General features: G+C 60.0%; 19 protein-coding genes. 15 read left to right on the forward strand and 4 right to left on the reverse strand.

From position 1 onward, the window contains the following. Positions 1-38 precede the first annotated feature (38 nt). Complete coding sequence (locus ATI14_RS21570) at positions 39-884, forward strand: SDR family NAD(P)-dependent oxidoreductase (protein ID WP_016969242.1); 846 nt, start codon at positions 39-41, stop codon at positions 882-884. 2 nt (positions 885-886) lie between these two features. Beyond that, positions 887-1771, forward strand: coding sequence for an SMP-30/gluconolactonase/LRE family protein (locus tag ATI14_RS21575; protein ID WP_080520129.1), 885 nt, complete (start codon positions 887-889; stop codon positions 1769-1771). An 11-nt stretch (positions 1772-1782) separates the two neighbouring features. On the opposite strand, the gene ATI14_RS21580 is transcribed toward ATI14_RS21575, so the two are convergent. Both ATI14_RS21580 and ATI14_RS21585 read right to left on the reverse strand, forming a co-directional pair. Next, entirely contained in the window at positions 1783-2016 is a 234-nt protein-coding gene (locus tag ATI14_RS21580; protein ID WP_016971766.1) for a hypothetical protein, read from the reverse strand. 239 nt (positions 2017-2255) lie between these two features. Further along, positions 2256-3170 (reverse strand): LysR family transcriptional regulator, encoded by a 915-nt coding sequence (locus tag ATI14_RS21585; RefSeq protein WP_016971767.1) that lies wholly within the window; start codon positions 3168-3170, stop codon positions 2256-2258. Positions 3171-3417: 247 nt separating this feature from the next. On the opposite strand from ATI14_RS21585, the gene ATI14_RS21590 reads away from it, so the two are divergent. The 4 genes from ATI14_RS21590 (at position 3418) to pgm (ending at position 9697) form a co-directional block, all read left to right on the forward strand. Next, positions 3418-4440 carry a zinc-dependent alcohol dehydrogenase family protein gene (locus ATI14_RS21590; protein ID WP_016971768.1) on the forward strand — a complete coding sequence of 341 codons (1023 nt, stop codon included), beginning with the start codon at positions 3418-3420 and terminating at the stop codon, positions 4438-4440. A 677-nt stretch (positions 4441-5117) separates the two neighbouring features. Continuing rightward, entirely contained in the window at positions 5118-6551 is a 1434-nt protein-coding gene (locus ATI14_RS21595; RefSeq protein WP_080520130.1) for a hypothetical protein, read from the forward strand. After that, positions 6548-7948, forward strand: a complete 1401-nt coding sequence (locus ATI14_RS21600) for an aminotransferase-like domain-containing protein (RefSeq protein WP_016971770.1) — start codon at positions 6548-6550, stop codon at positions 7946-7948. Before ATI14_RS21595 ends, ATI14_RS21600 begins: the two co-directional genes overlap by 4 nt. Positions 7949-8053: 105 nt before the next feature. Continuing rightward, positions 8054-9697 carry a phosphoglucomutase (alpha-D-glucose-1,6-bisphosphate-dependent) gene (gene pgm / locus ATI14_RS21605; protein ID WP_016971771.1) on the forward strand — a complete coding sequence of 548 codons (1644 nt, stop codon included), beginning with the start codon at positions 8054-8056 and terminating at the stop codon, positions 9695-9697. A gap of 129 nt (positions 9698-9826) precedes the next feature. On the opposite strand, the gene ATI14_RS21610 is transcribed toward pgm, so the two are convergent. Continuing rightward, the gene (locus tag ATI14_RS21610) at positions 9827-10522 is read right to left on the reverse strand and encodes a pirin family protein (RefSeq protein ID WP_016971772.1); all 696 of its coding nucleotides are present in this window, start codon (positions 10520-10522) and stop codon (positions 9827-9829) included. A 218-nt stretch (positions 10523-10740) separates the two neighbouring features. On the opposite strand from ATI14_RS21610, the gene ATI14_RS21615 reads away from it, so the two are divergent. Further along, complete coding sequence (locus ATI14_RS21615; RefSeq protein ID WP_080520131.1) at positions 10741-13188, forward strand: UvrD-helicase domain-containing protein; 2448 nt, start codon at positions 10741-10743, stop codon at positions 13186-13188. A gap of 155 nt (positions 13189-13343) precedes the next feature. Here ATI14_RS21615 and ATI14_RS21620 read toward each other — a convergent pair whose 3' ends face one another. Continuing rightward, a complete protein-coding gene (locus ATI14_RS21620) occupies positions 13344-13616 on the reverse strand; it encodes a DUF1652 domain-containing protein (protein WP_016971773.1) in 273 nt (90 codons plus the stop codon). Positions 13617-13870: 254 nt separating this feature from the next. Here ATI14_RS21620 and ATI14_RS21625 point away from each other — a divergent pair, with 254 nt between their 5' ends. From ATI14_RS21625 to ATI14_RS21660, 8 genes are all read left to right on the forward strand, one after another. Further along, positions 13871-14680 carry a helix-turn-helix transcriptional regulator gene (locus ATI14_RS21625; protein ID WP_016971774.1) on the forward strand — a complete coding sequence of 270 codons (810 nt, stop codon included), beginning with the start codon at positions 13871-13873 and terminating at the stop codon, positions 14678-14680. Between the two features lie 48 nt (positions 14681-14728). Continuing rightward, on the forward strand, positions 14729-16135 hold the full coding sequence (locus ATI14_RS21630; RefSeq protein ID WP_016971775.1) for an NAD(P)/FAD-dependent oxidoreductase: 1407 nt from the start codon (positions 14729-14731) through the stop codon (positions 16133-16135). A gap of 26 nt (positions 16136-16161) precedes the next feature. Beyond that, positions 16162-16503 (forward strand): cupin domain-containing protein, encoded by a 342-nt coding sequence (locus tag ATI14_RS21635; protein ID WP_016971776.1) that lies wholly within the window; start codon positions 16162-16164, stop codon positions 16501-16503. A gap of 60 nt (positions 16504-16563) precedes the next feature. Continuing rightward, positions 16564-17643, forward strand: a complete 1080-nt coding sequence (locus ATI14_RS21640; protein WP_016971777.1) for a polyamine ABC transporter substrate-binding protein — start codon at positions 16564-16566, stop codon at positions 17641-17643. 534 nt (positions 17644-18177) lie between these two features. After that, entirely contained in the window at positions 18178-19611 is a 1434-nt protein-coding gene (locus ATI14_RS21645; RefSeq protein ID WP_016971778.1) for a serralysin family metalloprotease, read from the forward strand. A gap of 48 nt (positions 19612-19659) precedes the next feature. Beyond that, the gene (locus tag ATI14_RS21650) at positions 19660-20028 is read left to right on the forward strand and encodes a protease inhibitor Inh/omp19 family protein (protein ID WP_016971779.1); all 369 of its coding nucleotides are present in this window, start codon (positions 19660-19662) and stop codon (positions 20026-20028) included. Positions 20029-20131: 103 nt separating this feature from the next. Further along, positions 20132-21883: a type I secretion system permease/ATPase gene (locus ATI14_RS21655; protein ID WP_016971780.1), complete on the forward strand. Its 1752-nt coding sequence runs from the start codon at positions 20132-20134 to the stop codon at positions 21881-21883. Further along, entirely contained in the window at positions 21880-23193 is a 1314-nt protein-coding gene (locus ATI14_RS21660) for an HlyD family type I secretion periplasmic adaptor subunit (RefSeq protein ID WP_016971781.1), read from the forward strand. Before ATI14_RS21655 ends, ATI14_RS21660 begins: the two co-directional genes overlap by 4 nt. Positions 23194-23195: the final 2 nt, after the last annotated feature.

Raw genomic sequence — 23195 nt, forward strand, 5'->3', positions numbered from 1 at the left:
ATTGTTAAGGTGAGGTGGCACTCAAGAGGAAACAGTCAATGAACTTTACAGGAAAGACCGCAGTTGTAACGGGCGCTGGCAGAGGGCTCGGTTTTAGTTATGCGCACGCGCTGGCCACGCTGGGCGCCAATGTGGTGATCAGTGATATCGGCGCAGATAAGCTGGGCGCCGGGGGCGATGGCTCCATCGCCATGGAGGCTGCGAATGCCCTCAGGGACAAGGGGTTCAACGTGGCAGGGCATCATGGGGACTTGTCCAGCGAACAGGGTTGCGAGCAATTGGTGGCAACGGCCATCGAGGCATTTGGCCAACTCGATATCTTGATTCACAACGCCGGCTGGGTCGGTTATCAATCGATTGAAGAGGCTGATGCAACATTCATCGGCCGCGCGGTGGATATCAATATTTATACCCCCGTGTGGTTATGCAAACATGCCTGGAAACACCTCAAACAGTCTGCTGCCGCACGGGTCGTGCTGACGTCATCCGACCGCGCGATGTACCAGCAATATGCCCAACCGGGCCTGGTGGCGTATGCCGCCGGCAAGATGGCACAACTGGGCATCATGAATGCGCTAAGCATGGAAGGCGCGGAAGCCGGCATTCTCGTCAATGCGGTATCCCCAGTGGCCAAGACCCGCATGTGGGGCGTGACGGGCGAACCGGAGAACCTCAAGCCTGAATGGGTGACGCCTGGCGTGGTGTTCCTGGCGTCGCAGCAGTGCCAGGACTCTGGTTATGTCCTGCGTGCCAGCAATGGCCAGTTTACGGCGACGCGGTTTGTCGAAAACCCAGGTGTCGACTACCCGGTCGATCTGGCCCGAGTGACGGCCACCAGTGCCGAACAAGTTGCCCGGCTTTGGGACCACATCAAGGAGCGTTGAATATGCCTGCTCAGGAAGAGCTCAAATTGCTTTCACCGTGCCAGGCCGATCTGGGTGAAAGCCCGGTCTGGGATGAAACCCATCAGTGCCTGCTCTTTGTCGACATCAGTGGCGGCCAGATCAATGCCCTGGACCTGCACGGGCACCTGACGCGACTGTATGAGTCGCCTGCGCGCATTGGCGCCCTGGCATTGACTGAAAAGGGCAACCTGATTTTCACCCGGAATGCAGGCGTTGCCATCCTCGACCGCACCAGTCTGCGGGTCACCCAGAACTCAAAGCTGGCCATTACGCTGTCGTCCTATCGCTTCAATGATGGTGCATGCGACCCGCAGGGCCGCTTCATCACCGGCTTGATGGATGAAGGTCACAGCCGCAATACGGGCAAGCTCTTTCGCTACGACGCCGGGCTGAACGCCTCGGTGATACTGGACAGTATCAGCCTGCCCAATGGACTGGCGTGGGCAAGTGAGGGGGACGAGTTGTTTTTCGTCGACTCGGTGGCCCGCACGCTCTACCGCGCTCCTTACCTGGCGAACGGCAACCACCTGCAACAGGTATCGGTGTTCGCCCGGACACCGGAGAAACTGGGCCGACCGGACGGCCTGGCGCTGGATATCGAGGGTAACGTGTGGGTTTGCCAATTCAACGGAGGCTGCCTGCTGCAATACGACCGCAATGGGGTCCTGCTGCAGACTTTGCCGGTGCCGGTGCCACGGCCCACCAGTTGCTGCTTTGGCGGACCGGATATGCGTACCCTGTTCATTACCACCGCCAAATTCGGCATGTCGGCGGCCGAGCACGCGGACTATCCGGCGGCGGGCAATATCTACAGCATCCGGTTGCCGGTGCCCGGGAGGCCGCGCCACCGTTTCAAGGAACTGTAGTCGCATATGCATCAAGGCCGTGGCAGGCCGGCAGCTATCCGTGAATAGTCGGTCAACGCCATCACCTTTTCTTGAATCTGGCCCACCATTGCGCCGTGCCCCGCGGCGCTTTTTTCTTTGATGGCAGACCATTCCTGGTCAGCCATCAGGTTTGCTCTACCCTGGCGCATCCTCTCGGTACGCTGGTCGGTCTTGGTTTGCCACAGTGCGATGATGTCGACCCCATGACGGGCCATGATGCGCATGGCGTGATCACGAAATCTTTCATGAAACGCAACCTTATTGTCTTCGAAAATTTCGTAGATGCGCAGTTGGTAGATAGCGTCTTGCGCAAGCGGCGCTGCGGTTGAGTCGGTCGCCTTTTAAAACAATCCCAAGCATGCCCTCAGATGTGCCCCAACGTAGCAATCCACTGGAAGTGAATGGAGCTCCATGGTTTGTGGAAAGGCAGAAATGATCAGATGAACAGCCCGCCCGACGAAACCTAAAGACTCTCAGGATCGCCAAAAAACATCTGAATCCGCGACCGCAACCAGCGCTCGCCCGGGTCGTTGTCCTGCGACCCGCGCCACGCCATGTGCAATTCAAACGTGCGTACCGGCAGCGGCGGGTCTTCTGCGCGCAAACCGCCGGCGGATGTCAGCGCTTCGGCGGCGTAGTCCGGTACGGTGGCCAGAATGTCGGTTCCCGCGAGCAGTGTGCCCAAACCGTTGAACTGCGGCACAGCCAGGACCACGTGGCGTTTGCGGTCGAGTTTTTCCAGCTCTTCATCGATAAAACCGCTCAGGTCGCCCGCGAAGGAGACCAGCGCGTGCGGCCGTGCGCAGAAGTCGTCCAGGCTCAGGGAGCCCGGCATGCTGTCGGCCCGCAGCAGTTTTGGCAGGCTGCGACGCAATACCTTGCGCTTGGCGTTGGCCGGCAGGTCGGCGGTGTAGCTGACGCCGATGGAGATTTCGCCGGACGCCAGCAAACCCGGCATCAGGATGTAGTTGACGCGTCGCACCACCAGCACGATGCCCGGCGCTTCGGCGCGCAGGCGTTTGAGCAATTGCGGCAACAGGGCGAATTCGACATCGTCGGACAGGCCGATGCGGAAGACCGCGGTGCTGGTGGCCGGGTCGAACTCGGCGGCGCGGCTGACGGCGGTGGAGATCGAGTCCAGGGCCGGAGAGAGCAGGGCGAAGATTTCCACGGCGCGAGCGGAGGGCTCCATGCTGCGGCCGGTGCGCACGAACAGCGGGTCGTCAAACAAACCGCGCAGGCGCGACAAGGCTGCGCTGATGGCCGGTTGGCCGAGAAACAATTTCTCGGCCGCGCGGGTCACGCTGCGCTCATGCATCAAGGTTTCGAATACGATCAAGAGGTTAAGGTCGACACGACGCAGGTCGTTACGGTTCATCTTGTGTCCTGGTTGAGTCAGCAAACTTGACGAGAGCGGCCACGCAGAAACGATGACCAGGCTGAATCTTACGGGGAAAGGCTGGTACTCTGCACAGGATAATTGAGTTTTCCTACGACACTTGAGGTCTATTCCTCAGTTGCGGAATCAATGACAGGCATGTCGACTATTAACGGCGACCGATGGTCTTACCGGGAAAGCCCAGATAGAGTTCATGGCATTAGAGGTTACTTTGACGAGGTTTGCGATGTCCCGCACGATCCGTTTTCACAAGTTTGGTCCGGCCGAGGTGCTCAAGTGCGAAGAGCATGCAGCCGCGCAGCCCGCACCGGGCGAAGTGCAGGTGCGTGTCGACGCGATAGGCATCAGCTGGTACGACATTCTGTGGCGCCAGAACCTGGCGTCTTCCCACGCTCGCCTCCCGTCCGGCCTGGGCCATGAGATGGCGGGGGTTGTGGTTGCTCTCGGCGACGGCGTGGACGACCTGGCAGTAGGCGATAAAGTGGCCAGTTTTCCGGCCGAAAGCCCCAATGATTACCCGGTGTACGGTGAGCAGATTGTCCTGCCCCGTTCGGCGCTGACCCGTTACCCGGATGTGTTGAGCCCGATTGAAGCCAGCGTGCATTACACGCCGCTGCTGATTGCCTATTTTGCGTATGTTGACCTGGCGCGGGTCAAACCTGGTCAGTTTGCACTGGTGACTGACGCCAGCCATTGTGCCGGCCCTTCCTTTGTGCAGTTGGGCAAGGCCCTGGGCGCTCGGGTGATTGCGGCGACCAAGGACAGCGCCGAGCGCGAGTACCTGCTGTCCCTTGGGGCGGAAAAGGTCATCGTCACCGAAGAACAGGACCTGCTGATGCAGATCAACAAGTTCACCGACAACCGGGGTGTCGACGTAGTATTCGACGGCCTGGGCGGCCCGCAGATGTCATTGCTCGGTGATGTGCTGGCGCCACGTGGCAGCCTGGTGCTGTACGGCCTGCAAGGTGGCAACCAGACACCTTTCCCGGCGTGTGCGGCTTTCCAGAAAAACATTCAGTTCTTTGTGCACTGTATCGGCAACTTCACCGGCAAGCCGGAGCTGGGCATCATCCAGGACCAGGTGGCCTTGCAACGTGCCCTGCGGGATATCAACCAGCTGACAGCCGATCGCGTGTTGGTACCCTTGAAAACCACGGTGTTTCCGTTCAATCAGTTCGTGGAAGCGCACCGATATATGGACGAATGCCCGTGCCGTGAGCGTGTTGCCTTGCAGGTTGAAGCTGTTTGACGTGTAGGAGTATTCGTAAACGGATAATCCAAACTCCGGGCGCATGGGGCAAATGCGCCATTTGACAGGGCTTAACCCGCGCATTGTGTGAAGCGTGCAAGGGGTATTCCGGCCAATAAAAGTTACCTTTTCCCTCGGCGCCGCCCTGAATCCCAGTGCGGCGTCTTCGTGTGTGCGGTATCAAGCCGCAGCCCTTCATTTATCTGAACTGGTTTTCGACCGGGTTCTGTGTCTGTTAATCAAAAATTCAGTCCTGATAATTGAGACTTCACTTTCATCTCAAGGACTGAGTAATGAATGACTCTCTCATGCTGTTGGCGTTTTTTTCAGGGCGCATCAATGCGGTATCAACTCAAACGGCACGAACGCGGATATTAATGCGCACTGGTTTTTGTCTGTCTGATAACTCGCTGAATTTGGAGTTAAAGCGCTGTAGGAAGTTGTCGGAATGCTCTTAGGAGCATGCTTGGCCGTTTCCCTGAAGCTTGCTCCAGAGCCCCTCGTGGCCAGGAAGGCTTCGAACGCGCGCCGATAAGCAGTCCGTGTCGGTATGTTGCAAGGTGTCAGCATTTAATTATAAGGATGCTGACCCTCAGGACATTCTGCCTACACCCTATAACGAGCAAATACTTTTAATAGTTGCTTGAAACTGATATTACAACTCAGGTGGTCGAACAATGAGCGCTATTCACGAACAAGCCATGAATTATGTTTACCAGCAAGTTCTGCAACGCTTGATTGGGCACTTCAACCGCGCAGAGCGCACCACGCTTCAATTACTGATCCAGCGCATTGTCGTCGCCGCCGGAGGCATGGATCAGGTGGGAGATTACAAACTGTTAGTGGCCCATGGTGGCGGGAGGGTCAGCAGCTATACCCTGGCATTATTGCGCGCAGCCCAGTTGACCATCGCCGGCCGGGCCCCCAGGACGTTTCGGCTTCGCGTGGCTACGCTGCGCCATGCCGGTATGACCCAAGGCATGCTGGATAACATTCATCGCGGCTACAGTCGGTTGTTCTTTCATGATGACCCCCGGCTCGAATTGCTGATGGTGGACAACGACGAAGTGCTGCCTTTCAACCACCAGCGCCCGGCATCCGCCTGCGGGCGTGAAGCGAGCCAGCGCGACAGGTTGATGATGGGGCATTTCACTTCGGGGGATATTCGCGCGACCCTGTGCAACGACACCTATCTTGCCCTGGGCGTTTTTTTCCAGCGCGTCACCGCCTGGAATGACGGGGTGCATGCGGTGGTCAGTGGCGACTCACCGCGCAAACAAGGCCAGCTGCTGGGCTGGCTGAAGAAGACCGCCCAGGCCACTGGCGCACAGATGCCGGCGGGCAAGCCCTCATCGCTCAACGGGTTGTTTGCACGCATGTGTCAATGGAGCGACGACATCGCCCGCGACCTGTACGGCGAACACTACGCTGCGAAAGCCGACGCAAGCCCCGGCGTCCATCGTCACCTGGCCTACATCGGGGTTGCCGATCTTTTGGAGGGTGGCAGCGGCAGCCACGCGCCGCTTTTGAGCGAGTTCATGGCGCATGCCCCCGACCCGCTGGGGTTTCAATTAAGCCACTCGGCTTACGCCATCGCGCCGTTGATGGCTCACCTGCAAGGCTTGCAGGCCGAATGCCTGCGGGCGCTTGAGTATGAAGTCGGGGTCGAGGAGTTCTTCATGCAGGCGCAAACCTATCTGCAGGAACGTCAGGCGCCGCCAACCATGCTGTCTCAGGCGATCAGCCCTGAAGGTCGCGCGGCCGCGGCAGAGCAAGCCCGGCAGTTTTTTGGTGTGGAGGAGAGCAAGCTCCTGTGTCTGCTGTTTTCGCCCTTCATTCACCACGGTGAACGGCTTGAAGGTTATTTGCGCCAATGCCACCCGGGCATGCTGGTGGCGCTGCCGGAATTGCACAAGGTATTGCAGGGCAAACCCGCCTCCGAGATGTTGCAACAGTGGGTCAGCGACACCAGCGGGTTGCCATTGCCCTTGCTCCAGCAGCTGTATCAAAAACGTCCACTGGTGCATGGCACTGTCAATACGGTGTGCACGCGCCGTTATGAACGGCCCGCGGCCCGGCCCGAAATGGCATTGCAGCTTTCCGGGCGATGACCCTGCGCGGTGGGCGGCAGGCGGACTTCGCTTATCAGGCGGTGTATCGCTACATGGTCAACCTGATCAACGAGGTGAGTACCGACACTCGCGTGAAGTTGCCGTCCTTGCGTCAACTGTCCCTGCGCCTGAATGTCTCGATTTCCACGATCCAGTATGCGTACTCGCTCTTGGAGAAGGAGGGCAAGGTGTATTCGGTGGCCAAGTCGGGCTATTACGCTTGGCCACTGGCGTGCAGCCCGTCGGGGCACACGGACGGCGACTTGCTCGAGCGTGTGTATCGGGAGGCGCGGCGCCCGGGCATGGTGGTGTTGAGCGGCGATGAGCCTGCTTTGCTGGCGTCACTGGACGAAACGTTGCTGCGACTGGAGCGCGAACTGGTGCGCCAGTATCCGTTGCAGCCGTGGTCGCAGCCGTGCGGGGTATGGGAATTGCGGGCGGCAGTGGCCGCGCGCTACACCTCATCGCCGAATCGCTGCTGGCATGCCGATGACGTGTTTATTGGCGCCGATCTGCGCGGTGTACTGGATATTCTGATTGAGACGCTGGGCCTCAGAGGCACCACGGTAATCGTCGAGTCGCCTTGCGACTGGCTGATTCTACGGCTGTTACAGGATGCCGGGGTGCGCATCATCGAATGGCCCTGGGCGAAGGATGGCAGTGCGGACCTGGCGGCACTCGAAAGCATATTGCGCGACGAACCCGTGCAATTGGCGCTGCTGTCTTCGGCGGTCAGCCAACCCGCGGGAAGGGCGCTAACGCCCCTTGAACGCATGGAAGTGGCACACCTGTTGGACCAGCACGCGTGTTGGCTGCTTGAGAACGACACTTGGGGGGAGTTGAGTTTCAAGCCGGCCGGGACCGCGTTGCGCGACCTGGTGAACCCTGAGCGCGTAATGGTTTTTTCCTCGTTCGAAAAAGTGCTCGGTCCCGAAGCGCCCTACGGTTATGTGCTGTGCCGGCACTTGAGCATCCCATTGCAGCGTCAGTTCCTGCTGCGCTCGTTCCGCTTGTCGGTCATACGCCAGCGCGCGATTGCCCGTCTGTATCGCAGCGGACGAATCGACCGGCATTTGCGCTCTTTGCGCGGTTTGCTGTGTGAACAGGCAACGCAAATGCACCAGCAGTTGGAGCAACACCTGGGCGGGCAGGTGAGCTGCGACATGCCGGCAGGTGGTGCGACCTTTTGGCTGAAATCGGCATACCACGTGGACATGCGCCAGGTATTCCAACAGTTACTCGTCCGCCAGGTGTCGATAGCGCCGGGGGAATTGTTCAGTGTGGGCGGCCTGTACCATCAGCATGTGCGTGTGAGCCTGCCCCGTCAGGGGCAGCCTGATCTGGAGATTGCCCTGATGGCGTTGAGCGAAGCGCTGCAGCAAGCGCAGACAGCTTGAGTGTATGAAAATTCTCTTCGCGACGTGGGATAGATACCGTCGCGGAGAAGTCCAACTCTCAGTAAACTGTCGTTTTTTCCACACCCTTCTTTTCGAGGTTCATGCATGACAATCAGTCCTTTTGCGGGCAAGCCGGCACCAGCCCAATTGCTGGTGGATATCCCGCGACTGGTCACGGCCTATTACACCGGCCAGCCTGATGCAGCGATCTCCACCCAGCGCGTGGCCTTTGGTACTTCCGGGCACCGCGGCAGTTCTTTCGAGCTGAGCTTCAACGAATGGCATGTGCTTGCCATCAGCCAGGCCATCTGCCTGTACCGTGAGGCCCAGGGCATCAATGGCCCCTTGTTTGTCGGCCTGGACACCCACGCGCTCTCGACGCCTGCCGGTGCCAGCGCGCTGGAAGTGCTGGCTGCCAACGGTGTGCACGTCATGCTGGCCGAAGGCGACGAGTACACGCCGACCCCGGCAATTTCCCACGCCATTATTTGCTACAACCGCGGCCGCACCAGCGGCCTGGCGGACGGCATTGTGATTACGCCGTCCCACAACCCGCCCCAAAGCGGCGGCTACAAGTACAACCCGCCCAACGGTGGCCCGGCCGATACCCACGTGACCAAGTGGATCGAAGCCAAGGCCAATGAGCTGCTGGCCAACAAACTGGCTGGCGTCAAGCGCATCACCCACGCGCAGGCGCTCAAGGCCGACACTACCCATCGCCACGATTACCTCAACAGCTATGTGGCCGACCTCGTCAATGTGATCGACATGGATGCCATCCGTAGCGCGGACCTGCGCCTGGGCGTTGACCCGCTGGGCGGAGCAGGGGTGCGTTATTGGTCTGCCATCGCCGAGCATTACCGCTTGAACCTGGACGTGGTGAACACCGAGGTCGACTCCACGTTCCGCTTCATGAGCGTCGACTGGGACGGCCAGATCCGCATGGACCCGTCTTCCAGCTACGCCATGCAGGGTTTGATCGGCCTCAAGGAGCGCTTCGACGTCGCCTTCGCCTGCGACCCTGACCACGATCGCCACGGCATCGTCACCCCGTCCGGCGGCCTGCTGGCGCCGAACAACTACCTGGCGGTGTCCATCGACTACCTGTTCCAGAACCGTCCTGACTGGCGCGCCGATGCGGCCGTGGGCAAAACCGTGGTCAGCAGTGGCTTGATCGACCGCGTTGCCGCGCGCATTGGCCGCCGCCTCTACGAAGTGCCGGTGGGCTTCAAGTGGTTTGCCGACGGCCTGTTCGAAGGCTCGCTGGGCTTTGGTGGAGAGGAAAGCGCCGGGGCATCGTTCCTGCGCAAGGACGGCAGCGTTTGGAGCACCGACAAGGACGGCCTGATCCCGGCCTTGCTCGCCGCCGAAATGACCTCGCGCAAAGGTCAGGACCCCAGCCAGATCTACCGCGGCCTGACCGACGCCTTGGGCGAGCCGTTCGCGATTCGCGTGGATGCCAAGGCCACGCCGGCGCAAAAAGCCCTGCTGGGCAAGCTGTCGCCGGAGCAGGTCACCAGCACGCAATTGGCCGGGGAAAGCATCCAGCAGATCCTCAGCCATGCGCCGGGCAACAATCAGGCGATCGGCGGCTTGAAGGTGATGACCGAAAACGGCTGGTTCGCCGCGCGGCCGTCGGGTACCGAGGACATCTACAAGATCTACGCCGAGAGCTTTATTGGCGAGGATCACCTCAAACAGTTGGTAGAAGAAGCCCAGGTACTGGTAGACGGCGCAATCTCGGAATAACTGACACAAGCCTGTCACTGTGGGAGCTGGCTTGCCTGCTATAGCATCACCCCGGTATGGCTGACACACCGAGGCGTCCGCATCGCAGGCAAGCCAGCTCCCACAGTCTGATTAGGGGCTGGCTTTACATCAGGCCAGGTCGACCAGGACTATTTCGCTGTCTTCAACCGCCGTGACCCGTAACACCCCTTCATCCTCAACCGCTACACCGTCCCGCGCTTGCGCACGTAAGCCATTGACTTCAATCACCCCCGTCGCCGGTACCAGATACGCGCGACGCCCGCTGTCGAGTCGATACTCGGCACTTTCCCCGGCCTTAAGATTGGCCGCCACCAGGCGTGCATCGGCCCTGATACGCAGGCTTTCGCTGTCACCTGTCTTGCCGCTGGCCAAGGTCACAAAACCCTCGCGCTCACCTTTCGGGAACGGCTTGGCCCCCCATGAAGGCGGCAAACCGGCTTCATTGGGGATAATCCAGATCTGGAAAATCTTGGTCGGCGTGGCTTCCAGGTTGTATTCGCTGTGGGCAATCCCGGTGCCCGCGCTCATCACCTGCACGTCGCCAGCTTCGGTGCGGCCCTTGTTGCCGAGGTTGTCGGCATGGCTGATGGCGCCTTCACGCACATAGGTGATGATTTCCATGTCACGGTGCGGGTGCTGCGGAAAGCCGGTGCCGGGGGCGATGATGTCGTCGTTCCACACCCGCAGGTTGCCCCAATGCATGCGCTTTGGGTCGTGGTATTCGGCGAAGGAAAAATGGTGATGGGCGTCGAGCCAGCCATGGTGGGCGCCGCCCAACGTATTGAAAGGTCGAAGTTCAAGCATGATCGTCTCCTGTGGATGGCGTCATGATCCGGCAGTGCTTGATCGAAAAAAAGCGCAAAACCTGCCGGATTATTATCCGGTTTTTCGATTGATCGGCGGCGCTTTGACTTTCACTTCATCGCCTAACTGTATGACACCAAAGTAATTGGCTGGAACTCAACGCCGATTCCGGCGACCATGGCGCATTCGCCAATACCATCCTCATCGCTGGAGTCCGCGTGCCGCAACACAAGCCTGATTTGCCCCCTGAACTGCGCCCACTGGCAGAAATGCCGCTGTTCAAACGCCTCGCCGCGCGTTTATTCGGCCACGGCTTGACGCGCCTGCGCGCGCAGCACCGGTTTTCCTGGCTGCACGGGCAGGCTGATGGCTTTCGCAGCGGTCACGAGGCGGGTGTGGAGTATGGCTACCGCGAGGGCAAGGCTGACGGTCTTGAAGAGGGGCGGCAGGTGTTGTTGATCCGTGACTTTCGCCCGGACGAGCATCGCGCCCCCGGCGTCGACGACAGTTTGTTTGACGATTGGCGCCTGCCGCTGACCGCCGACCTGAAAAAACGCATGAAAGCCGATGTGGCGCGCCTGCTGCCGGCACATGCGCAGCCGAGCACCGCGCAGTGGAAGATGATTTTCAGTGATACACCCTCGACCTCGGTGATTGCCGGTGCCGGCGCGGGCAAGTCCACTTCGCTGGTGTTGCGCATTTTGCTGCTGACCCATTACCTGGGCTTCGAACTCAGCTCGATGACTGTGGTGACCTTCACCCGCGAGTCGCGCAAGGACTTCATCAACAAGCTCATGCAGATTCTCGGCCTGTGGGGTCAATCCCTTGGAATCAAAGAGGCCCAGGCCGTGGTGCGCACCTTTCACTCGCGCATTCTGCCGATGGTGCGCAGCCTGCCGGGGTTTGAGCGGCTGCAAGCGTTTGAGGCCCTGAGCAGCGGTTTTGAAGACGCCGACAGCAACCCGTTCGACCTGCGCATCAGCGACGCCCAACGCGAGCAAATGAACGCCTGTTATCACAGGTTGCACGGCCGTCATGAGCGTTTCCGTGAACTGATCGCGCCGCTGGCCCGCCATGGCCTGCAGCTCAGGGAGCTGGAGCGTGACCACCCGGATGTGCAAAAGCGCGTGGCTGTCATCGAGTTGGCGGCCAAGCGCGATGAAGAGCTCTGCGATGTGATCGAGGACCTGTGGTTCCGCGCGGGCGCCTGGCCGATCAAAGGCATTGAGCCCAGCCGCCAAACCTTTGAAATCAATGGGGCCCAGTTCCATTGCCACGGCTATATCCCGGAGCTGGATGCCTGGGTGGTGCTGGGCTTCGATGCGCGGGAAAATGCCCAGATCAGTCGCCCGAATTCGAAACTGTCGGTACGCGCAGAATGGGCGGTCAAGCGCACCTTGTTTCAAGCTTTCTGCCGTAAGCCTCTGATATGGCTTGATAGTTATGACTCATCAAAACAACTTTTAAGCAGTTTGGCAGGCGATGCGTCCGCTGGCCCGGGCTTCGATTACAAAGTCAAAGGTGAACTGGCATCGGCGCCGTTACTGGACTGTTTTGTCGCCGCCGCAGGCTTTATCGAGAACCTTGGGCTGGACGTGCCCACCGCTGTAGGCCAAATGACCTTCGCCAGGGATGACCCGGACCGCTTTTTCTTTGAGGCCCTGAGCATTTTCTGGAAAGCCCTGGAAGACCATCTGCTCGACCAGTCGCCTCCGATCATGACCTACAACCGCATGTTCTCGCTGTTTGGCGAAAACACTCCGGAAAACCTCAAGCTGCTCAGCGACCCTTTGTTGCGGCCGATGTCGCATTTGATGATTGATGAATTTCAGGACGTCTCACCGCAGATCGTCTCGTGGATTCGCGCCAGCCTGCGCGAAATCCGCAGCCGTGGACCGGCGATGCACGTGGGCCGCGGCGCGCAGCGTTCATCCTTGCTGTGCGTGGGCGATGACTGGCAGTCCATCTATGGCTGGCGCGGCAGTTCGCCGAAGTACTTCATGGAGTTCAACAAGGAGTTTGTATCGCCGAGCACCACCCGCGTGATGCTGGGCGAGAACTACCGCAGCCATCAACACATCATCGACGCCGCCGAACATGTCGTGCGTGCGGCACCGGCCATCCCCGGCAAAAAGGCCAAGGCAAGTGGCGATTCAAGGGCGTTGGTACCGGTCACGGTGCTGGACCGCGATGATGCGGGGTTGGGGCGCAAGCTGGCAGAGCACTATCAGCATGGCGATTCGATTTTGATGCTGTATCGAAAAAGTAGCGATAAGTTATTGATTCAAGAGCATATTCAGGCCGTAGTTAATGTGGATTCGAGCTTGCCGCCGCAGGCTCGCCGTTTGAAACAGCTGACTTATCACAGCGCCAAGGGACTGCAGGCGGATGCGGTTTTTTTGCTGGGAGACTGCCAGCATGTCACCAACTCCCCTTACAAGAATCAGGTCTACCGTCTGGCCGGGCTGGGTAGCAGCGGCGACAGCGAGCCTTATGACACTGCGCAGAAAGACGAGGTGTTGCGTTTGGCCTATGTCGGCATCACCCGGGCCGTGAGCCACTGCTATTGGTATGTGGAGAAGCCGGAGGGCCAGGGCGTGAATGTGCCGAGGGCGTCGGAGCGGGTCGACGGGAAAAAAGTGTTTTTCGACGATCAGCGAGGCTAAAGGCCAATCAAGGAATTCATGTGCCCGCAGGCCTTTGTGGGAGCTGGCTTGCCTGCGATGGCATCACCTGGGTCAAACCGGTACGCCGAGGTGTCTGCATCGCAGGCAAGCCAGCTCCCACACGAGCCAGGTACACATGGGGGGCTCGACTTTGCTCAGGCCCGCAACGACAACGGCGGCACAAAGCTCTCCAGCTCATCTTCAACCGCCTCGATGATCCGCTCCACATCAGCGGCATTCATCACCGTGGCGCAAGGGATGCCGGCGATGGCAATCAGTGTCTCGCCGCTGGCACGGTCGAACAGGCGGGCGACCATACTGCCGGGGGCGTCCATGCTCCCCTCAAAGCCCATCGGATGAAAGTGCCAGCGCATCAGCTGGCATGCATTGGGGAACGTCACTTTGTTCATGTTGCCCACCTGTTTCATTGAGCGCTTCCTTTAGCTCGCGGCAGGGCCTTGACCTTCACTGGTCGCGCCATCGAAGGGTCCAAAATAGCATCCGATCGCCCGCTCAAGGTAAGTTTTTCCGCTCCGTTCGGCGGTTCTTTTCCGTTAGTTTGATGTGAGTCATGCCTTGCCAAAATTTAGGCAAAAGGCCATTAGTCAGAAGTGCCAATTCGCCATTGAAGGCACCGGTAAAATTCGGCAATCTCAACCGCCTATCCGTCTTAGAGCCTTCCATGCCCGACATCGCCCCGGCCGACGATTGCCAAAACACCCAAGCCACCGGCGAACTGGTCTTGCGTCATCACCTGTGCTGGCGGCACAGGGATCTGGATGGGGTGATGTCCTATTATCACCCCGACATCCAATACCACGATTTCTTCCAGAACCGAGTAGTGGGTTACGCCGAGCTGCGCGAATACCTGCAAGCCAGCATGCCCCGGGGCGCCGACGAGGCAATCGAGCATACCGACCGAATTCGCGCCGACGGCGACACCGCGTTTATCCAGTACCGCATCACATTGCGTGGCGGCCAGGGGTTGGTGTCATTCCGTACCAGCGAAGCCATCACGGTGCGCGACGGGCTGATCTGGCGGGTCAATGAGTATGCCTCCCTCGTGCACGAACAGCCGGCCCAGGCGATGCGCCCCACGGTCAGCCGCCTGGGCCTGTCGCCTCAGCAATTGGGGCATATGGCCAACGATCTGCAGCAGTATTTCCAGCTCAAGCAACCCTATCTGGACCCCGAACTCGACCTGCAGCGAGTGGCGAAGGAATGTGGCTACAGCCGCAACCAGATTTCCTACCTGCTGAATCAGGTGCTGGGGCAAAGTTTCTATCGTTACGTCAACCAGGCTCGGCTCCAGCATTTGCTCGCGGCGCTGGAGAAGGCCGTGCCGCCGATCAAAATCGATGACCTGGCGTTTGCCGCCGGTTTCAATTCGCTGTCGGCGTTCTACAGCGCCTTTCGCCAGCACACTGGGCAGTCGCCCAAGGCCTACGTCAAACAAATTTCTCTGCGTGCACGCGCGCAAGACAGCCTCTGACGTGGCGCTCTAGGATCCAGCCTATCGAAATCGGGTTGGGAGCTTGGCATGCCGGCATGGCGCAACATCAGTTTATGGATGGACCAGTTGGATGACCCGCTGAAGGCGCGGCCGTCCCTGGAGCATGACCTGGACGTCAACGTGGCCATTGTCGGCGCCGGTTACACCGGCCTGTGGACCGCCTACTACCTCAAACGCCAGGCGCCCGAGCTGAAAATTGCCATCATCGAGGCGCAAACCGCCGGTTTCGGCGCCTCCGGGCGTAACGGCGGCTGGCTGATGGGCAATCTGCTCGGCGAAGACCGCTTGCTGGCGGGCCTCAACCCTGACCAACGCCGCGCTTCTTATGACCTGTTGCACGGCATCCCCGAAGAAGTGGCGCAAGTGCTGGCCCGCGAAGGCATCGACTGCGACTACCGCAAGGGCGGCGTCCTCTATTGCGCTGCGCGTTACCCCGAGCAGGAAGGCAGCCTGCGCCGCTACCTGGACAAGCTGCACGCCCAGGGCCTCACCGAAGATGACTATCGCTGGCTGACCCCGCAGCAACTGGCCGAGCAGATCCGCATCGCCAAACCCTATGGCGGTATCTATGCACCCCATGTGGCGACCATCAACCCGGCCAAGCTGGTGCGCGGCCTGGCACGGGTGGTGGAGAGCATGGGCGTCAGGATCTACGAGAACAGCCCGGTCACTCACTGGCAATCCGGCAGCCTGCGCACGGCCAGGGCCGGCGTTCGCGCCGCCTGGGTGGTGCCGGCGGTAGAGGGTTACGCCAATACGCTGCCGCCGTTGGGGCGCTACCAGTTACCGGTGCAGAGCCTGATTGTCGCCACCGAGCCGTTGCCCGCCAGCACTTGGGACGAAATCGGCTTGAGCCATGGCCAGGCGTTCGGCGAAAGCAGCCGCCAGGTCACCTACGGGCAACGTTCGGCAGACAATCGCCTGGTGTTCGGTGCTCGCGGCGGTTACCAGTTCGCCGGCAAATTGCGCCATGACTTTGATTTGACCGTGAGCGAGGTGGAGTTGCGTCGCTACCTGTTCGGCGAACTGTTCCCGCAGCTCAAGAAGGTCAGGATTACCCACTCCTGGGGTGGCAACCTTGGCATGTCGCGCAACTTCCGGCCCCACATGGTGTGCGACCACAAGACCGGCATCGCGCTGTCAGGTGGTTATGGCGGGGAGGGCGTTGGCGCCACCAACCTTGGCGGGCGCACGCTGGCCGACCTGATTCTCGGCCTCGACACGCCGCTGACCACCCAGCCCTGGGTGATTCGCGAGCGTGGCCTGGACGCGCTCAAGGCCTGGGAGCCCGAACCGTGCCGCTGGTTGGGTTACAACGCGATCATTCGCAGTTTCGTCCATGAAGACCAGGTGTTGGCCAACCCCAACACGGCGCCCTGGCGGCGCAAGCTGGCGACCGGCGTGGCGGGGTTCATGGAAGGCTTCATGCATTAATCTGTTTCATTCACACGGGAAAACCCATGAGCATCACTCAATTCAAAGATACGCTGAATGCCCACTTGCCTGACTCGTCACCTGTGGCCGTGCCCTTGGGCGACCTGGTCGCCGTGGCCTCGACCTTGAGCGTGGAGCGCACCGACGGCGTCGAAACCGGCATCTGGGAATGTACCCCGGGCGTGTGGCGTCGGCAGATCAAATCCCGGGAGTTTTGCCACTTCATCCAGGGCCGCTGCACCTTCACCCCAGACAACGGTGAAACCGTACACATACAAGCCGGCGATGCACTGATGTTGCCGGCCAACAGCACCGGGATCTGGGATATCCAGGAAACCGTGCGCAAAAGCTATGTCCTGATTCTGTAACGCTTTGATCCTTGATCGCCTGCCATAAAAACAGCCTTAAAACCGCCAGGAAATCGAACCATGAAAGCCATTGCCCTGTTGCCCTTGATGTTGGTGGCCTCTATCAGCCAGGCCGCCGAGACGGTGAAAATCTACAACTGGTCCGATTACATCGCGCCGGACACCACCAAAAATTTCCAGAAAGAAACCGGCATCGGTTTTACCTATGACGTGTACGACAGCAACGAAACCCTCGACGGCAAGTTGATGACCGGCAAATCCGGCTACGACGTGGTGTTCCCCTCCAACCACTTCATGGCCCGGCAGATTCAGGGCGGCGCCTTGAAGAAACTCGACAAGAGCCAGTTGCCGAACTGGAAAAACCTCAATCCGGTGCTGCTCAAGGCCCTGGAAAACAACGACCCGGGCAATGAGCATGGCTTCCCGTACCTGTGGGGCAGCACCGGTATCGGCTACAACATCGACAAGGTCAAGGCGGTGCTGGGCGACAACGCGCCGGTGGATTCCTGGGACCTGATCTTCAAACCCGAAAATATGGCCAAACTGCAAAAATGCGGCGTGGCGATCCTCGACAACGGCCCGGAACTGCTGCCGGCGGCCCTGAATTACCTGGGCTTGCCGCACCACAGCAAGAAGGCCGAGGACTACAAAAAGGCTGAAGACCTGCTGATGAAAGTGCGGCCTTACGTGGCGTACTTCCACTCTTCGAAATACACCGCCGACCTGGCCAATGGCGATATTTGCGTGGCCGTCGGTTTCTCCGGCGACATCCTGCAGGCCGAAAGCCGCGCCAAAGAAGCCAGGAATGGCGTGAACATTGGCTACAACATTCCCAAGGAAGGCGCCGCGATCTGGTTCGACATGGTCGCCATGCCCGCCGATGCCCCGGATGAAAAGGCCGGCTACGCGTTCATGAACTACCTGCTGCGCCCGGAAGTGATGGCCAGCATCACGAACTACGTGCACTACGCCAACGGCAACAGCGCCGCAGACAGCCTGGTGGACCCGGCGATCAAGGCCGACACCAAGGTGTACCCGAGCCCGGAAATGATGGGCAAATTGTTTGCGCTGGAGGCCATGCCACTGAACATCGACCGGATCCGCACGCGCGTGTGGAACACCATTCGAACCGGCAAATAAGTCTGACGCAGGGCGTGCATGGGAGCGCGCCTCCTGTGGCGAGCGGGGCAAGCCCGCTCGCCACAGGAACCCCATTTGCCACCACCAGTCCGTTTGCCACAACAAGCCCTATCTCAAACTCATTAATCCCAATACTTTCTCAAATCCATTCCAGGTATGTCCCGGTATTAGGGGCCAACTCTTACAAGTAGAGTAAGTAGTGGCTCTTTAATGTTGCCAATGACACCATGACAATATATTGGATCCATTATTCAAGTGATCGCCCGGAGTTGCCCGGCTTTACTGCTATTTAATATTTAAATACTACGCCAGGGAATTTTGTCGGACACACGCAATCGCCCCAATAAATGCTGTACAGCACTTCCTGACATTGAATCTGCGTCACATTTTCGGCCCTGAAATATTTGTAGACGAAAGATTTGAAGTTGTGTCAGTTTCGATACGCCTTCAAAAGAGGCGAGTGATAGGACTATCTCGCCCGCGAGGTTCCTGTCGAACAAAGACTGATGCACTTGCAAACAAGGAAGTACGTTTATGTCAAAAGTAAAAGACAAAGCTATTGTATCTGCCGCGCAAGCCAGCACTGCTTACTCGCAAATCGATAGCTTTAGCCATCTGTATGACCGTGGCGGCAACCTCACGGTCAATGGCAAACCGTCCTGGACGGTGGACCAGGCAGCGGACCACCTGCTGCGTGATGGCGCCTCGTACAAAGATGTGAACCACAACGGCAAGATCGATCTGACTTACACCTTCCTCACCTCGGCCACCACGGCAACCATGAACAAACATGGCATCTCCGGGTTCAGCCAGTTCAACGCCCAGCAGAAAGCACAGGCCGTACTGGCCATGCAATCCTGGGCGGATGTCGCCAACGTAAGCTTTACCGAAAGCGCGTCGGGCGGCGATACGCACATGACCTTCGCCAACTACAGTGGTGGCCAGGCCGGTGCAGCAGCCTTCGCCTACCTGCCCGGCACCGGCGCAGGCTATGACGGCACTTCGTGGTACCTGACCAACAGCAGCTACACGGTCAACAAGACGCCGGACGTGAACAACTACGGCCGTCAGACCCTGACCCACGAAATCGGCCACACCCTGGGCCTGGCGCACCCTGGCGACTACAACGCCGGGACCGGCAACCCAACGTACAAAGACGCGGACTATGGACAGGACACGCGTGGCTACAGCGTCATGAGTTACTGGAGCGAAAGCAACACCAACCAGAACTTCAGCAAAGGCGGCGTCGAGGCTTACGCGTCGGGCCCGCTGATCGACGACATTGCCGCGATCCAGAAGCTCTACGGTGCCAACTACAGCACCCGCGCCGGCGACACCACCTACGGTTTCAACTCCAACACCGGGCGTGATTTCTACAGCGCCACATCCAATGCCGACAAGCTGGTGTTCTCGGTATGGGACGGTGGCGGCAACGACACCCTGGACTTCTCCGGTTTCACCCAGAACCAGAAGATCAACCTGACGGAAGGCTCGTTCTCCGACGTTGGCGGCCTGGTGGGCAACGTGTCCATCGCCAAGGGCGTGACCGTGGAAAATGCGTTCGGTGGTTCGGGCAATGACCTGATCATCGGCAACAACGCCGTCAACATCATCAAAGGCGGTGCCGGCAACGACATCATCTACGGTGGCGGCGGGGCGGACCAGCTGTGGGGCGGCGCGGGCAACGATACCTTCGTGTACGGTGCCAGCTCCGACTCGCGTCCGGGCGCGGCCGACAAGATCTTTGACTTCACCTCCGGTTCCGACAAGATCGACCTGTCGGGTATCACCAAAGGTGCAGGCCTGACCTTCGTCAATGCGTTCACCGGGCATGCCGGCGATGCTGTGCTGAGCTATGCCGCAGGTACCAACCTGGGCACTCTGGCTGTCGACTTCTCGGGTCATGGCGTGGCGGATTTCCTCGTCACCACCGTGGGCCAGGCCGTCGCCAGCGACATCGTGGCCTGATGTAAAACGCGCGGCGCTCCGGCGCCGCGTTCCAGGACGGAGCCTGAAATGCCGCGTTTTTCTCATTTGATCGCCTGTGTCTCGCAGGTGTTGTTCGTGTCGGCAGGAGCCCAAGCAATGGCGAGCAGTCTCGTACTACCCAGCACCGCCCAACTGGCCGGGCACTGGGAATTGAAGCAACAGGATCAGGTCTGTGCGCTGGACCTGCTGGAACAGGCCAATGCCTTGGCCGGTGATGTGGCGTGCGCCGAACAATGGCTGGGCGACAAACCCCTGAGCTGGTCGCCCACCCCGGATGGCATCTGGCTGATGAATGCCGAAGGCACCGGCATTACCCATTTGAATCGCCAAAAGGAAGGCGAATACACCGGGCGCACACCCTCAGGTGCAGACGTGACACTGCAACGAACTAACTAATAAAAAGTTATATACATATAGCTTGATTGATTAGTTGGCCGTCCCCGATTCAGGGGGCAGGGCAACTATTGCGCATTATTCGCTCCAGGGAAGATCTAACACTATGGCGAAGTCCCATGCGGTGGCGCCCTTATTCAGGGCGTTGGGTGAATACAAGAGTATTTTGATCAGCGTCGGTTGTTTTACCGCCTTGATTAACGTGTTGATGCTGGTGCCGTCGATTTACATGCTGCAAGTGTATGACCGCGTGCTGTCCTCCCAGAATGAAACGACTCTGGTGATGTTGACGCTGATGGTCGTGGGGTTCTTCGCGTTTATCGGCACGCTGGAAGTGGTACGCAGTTTTATCGTGATCCGTATCGGCAGCCAGTTGGAGCGACGCTTCAACTTGCGCGTATACAAGGCCGCCTTCGAACGCAACTTGAAAAGCGGGCAGGGCCACGCCGGTCAATCCCTGGGCGACCTGACCCATATTCGCCAATTCCTCACCGGGCCGGCGTTGTTCGCGTTTTTCGATGCGCCGTGGTTTCCCGTCTACCTGTTCGTGATTTTCCTGTTCAACGTGTGGCTGGGCGTGCTCGCGACGGCGGGTGCGGTGCTGCTGATCGCGCTGGCGTGCCTCAACGAATACATGACCAAAAAGCCGTTGGGCGAGGCGAGCGGGTTTTCCCAGCAGTCGACCCAGCTGGCCACCAGCCATTTGCACAATGCCGAAACCATTCAGGCCATGGGCATGCTCGGCGCGCTGCGCAAACGCTGGTTTGCCGTGCATTCGCAATTTCTGGGCTTGCAGAACAAGGCCAGTGACACCGGCTCGGTGATCACCTCACTGAGCAAAAGCCTGCGCCTGTGCCTGCAATCATTGGTGCTGGGCCTGGGCGCCTTGCTGGTGATCAAGGGCGAGATGACCGCCGGGATGATGATCGCCGGTTCCATCCTGATGGGCCGCGTGCTCAGCCCCATCGACCAGTTGATCGCGGTGTGGAAGCAGTGGAGTTCGGCCAAGCTGGCCTATCAGCGCCTCGACGAGTTGCTGCGTGAGTTCCCGCCTGAGGCCGAGCAGATGGCGTTGCCGGCGCCCCACGGCCAGGTGAGCTTCGAGCAAGTCAGCGCGGGCCCGCCGGGGCGGCGGATGGCGACGCTGCATCAGGTCAGTTTCCATCTTGGCGCAGGCGAAGTACTCGGCGTGCTGGGTGCCTCCGGCTCCGGCAAATCCACCCTGGCCCGCGTATTGGTGGGTGTTTGGCCCACCCTGGCCGGCACCGTTCGGCTGGACGGCGCCGACATCCATCGCTGGGACCGAGACGACCTCGGCCCCCACATCGGCTACCTGCCGCAAGACATCGAACTGTTCAGCGGCAGCATCGCCGACAACATCGCGCGTTTTCGCGACGCCGATCCGGCGCTGGTGGTGCAGGCGGCACAGCAGGCGGGTGTGCATGAGCTGATCCTGCGCCTGCCCCAAGGCTACGACACGGTGCTGGGGGACAACGGCGGCGGCCTGTCCGGGGGCCAGAAACAGCGCGTCGCGCTGGCTCGCGCCCTCTACGGTGCACCGCGTCTGATTGTGCTGGATGAACCCAATTCCAACCTCGACACCGTCGGCGAAGCCGCCCTGGCCAGCGCGATCGTGCAGATGAAAGCCCAGGGCAGCAGTGTGGTGCTGGTCACCCACCGTTCCTCGGCGCTGGCCCAGGCCGACAAGTTGGCGGTGCTTAACGAAGGGCGTCTGCAGGCGTTTGGCCCGAGCCAGGAAGTGCTGCGCGCCTTGTCGGGCCAGCAGGAGGCACCCAAGGAAAAAGCCGGGGTGAGTTTCAGTCGTCAGTACCAAGCCGGAAGGAACCCAGGCGCATGAGCAGCCTTACTGTTGAACCTCGTGTTAAAGAACGTGACGCCGGTTTTTTCGTGAAAATGGGCTGGCTGCTGACGGTCGTCGGCGCCGGCGGCTTCTTCCTCTGGGCCAGTCTGGCCCCGCTGGATCAAGGCATCCCGGTGCAGGGCACGGTGGTGGTGTCGGGCAAGCGCAAGGCGGTGCAAACCCTCAGCCCCGGCGTGGTCAGCCGGATTCTGGTGAAGGAGGGTGAGTGGGTGAAACAAGGCCAGCCGCTGTTCCGTCTCGACCAGACCCGGAACCAGGCCGACGTGCAATCCCTGCAAGCCCAGTACCGCATGGCCTGGGCCAGCGTGGCGCGTTGGCAGAGTGAGCGTGACAATCAAGCGGCGGTGACCTTTCCCGCAGATCTGAGCGCCAACCCTGATCCGGCTTTGGCACTGGTGCTCGAAGGCCAGCGCCAGCTGTTCAGCAGCCGCCGCGAAGCGTTTGCCCGAGAGCAGGCCGGGATTCGCGCCAATATCGAAGGGGCCACTTCGCAACTGGGCGGCATGCGCCGCGCGCGCACCGACCTGACCGCTCAGGCCCAATCCCTGCGCGATCAGTTGGCCAACCTGCAACCCCTGGCCGACAACGGCTATATCCCGCGTAACCGCTTGCTCGACTACCAGCGCCAACTGTCCCAGGTGCAACAGGACCTGGCACAGAACGCAGGCGAAAGTGGCCGTGTGGAGCAGGGCATCCTCGAATCGCGGCTGAAGCTGCAGCAGCACAGCGAGGAATATCAAAAGGAAGTGCGCAGCCAACTGGCCGACGCGCAGTTGCGCAGCCTGACCCTGGAACAACAACTCACCTCAGCCGGGTTCGACCTGCAGCACAGTGAAATCAACGCTCCGGCTGACGGCATTGCGGTCAACCTCGGCGTGCACACCGAGGGCGCCGTGGTGCGTGCCGGTGAAACCCTGCTGGAAATCGTGCCCCAGGGCACGCGCCTGGAGGTGGAAGGGCACTTGCCGGTGCATTTGGTGGACAAGGTCGGCACGCACTTGCCGGTGGACATTCTGTTCACTGCGTTCAACCAGAGCCGCACCCCGCGCGTGCCGGGGGAAGTCAGCCTGATTTCCGCCGACCAGATGCTCGACGAAAAGACCGGCCAGCCGTATTACGTGCTGCGCACCAGCGTCAGCGAAGACGCGCTGGCCAAACTCCACGGCCTGGTGATCAAGCCGGGCATGCCCGCCGAAATGTTCGTGCGCACCGGTGAACGCTCGTTGCTCAATTACCTGTTCAAGCCGCTGCTCGACCGCGCCGGCTCCGCGTTGACTGAGGAATGAGC

The sequence above is a fragment of the Pseudomonas tolaasii NCPPB 2192 genome (assembly GCF_002813445.1).
GTDB classification, from domain to species: Bacteria; Pseudomonadota; Gammaproteobacteria; order Pseudomonadales; family Pseudomonadaceae; genus Aquipseudomonas; species Aquipseudomonas tolaasii.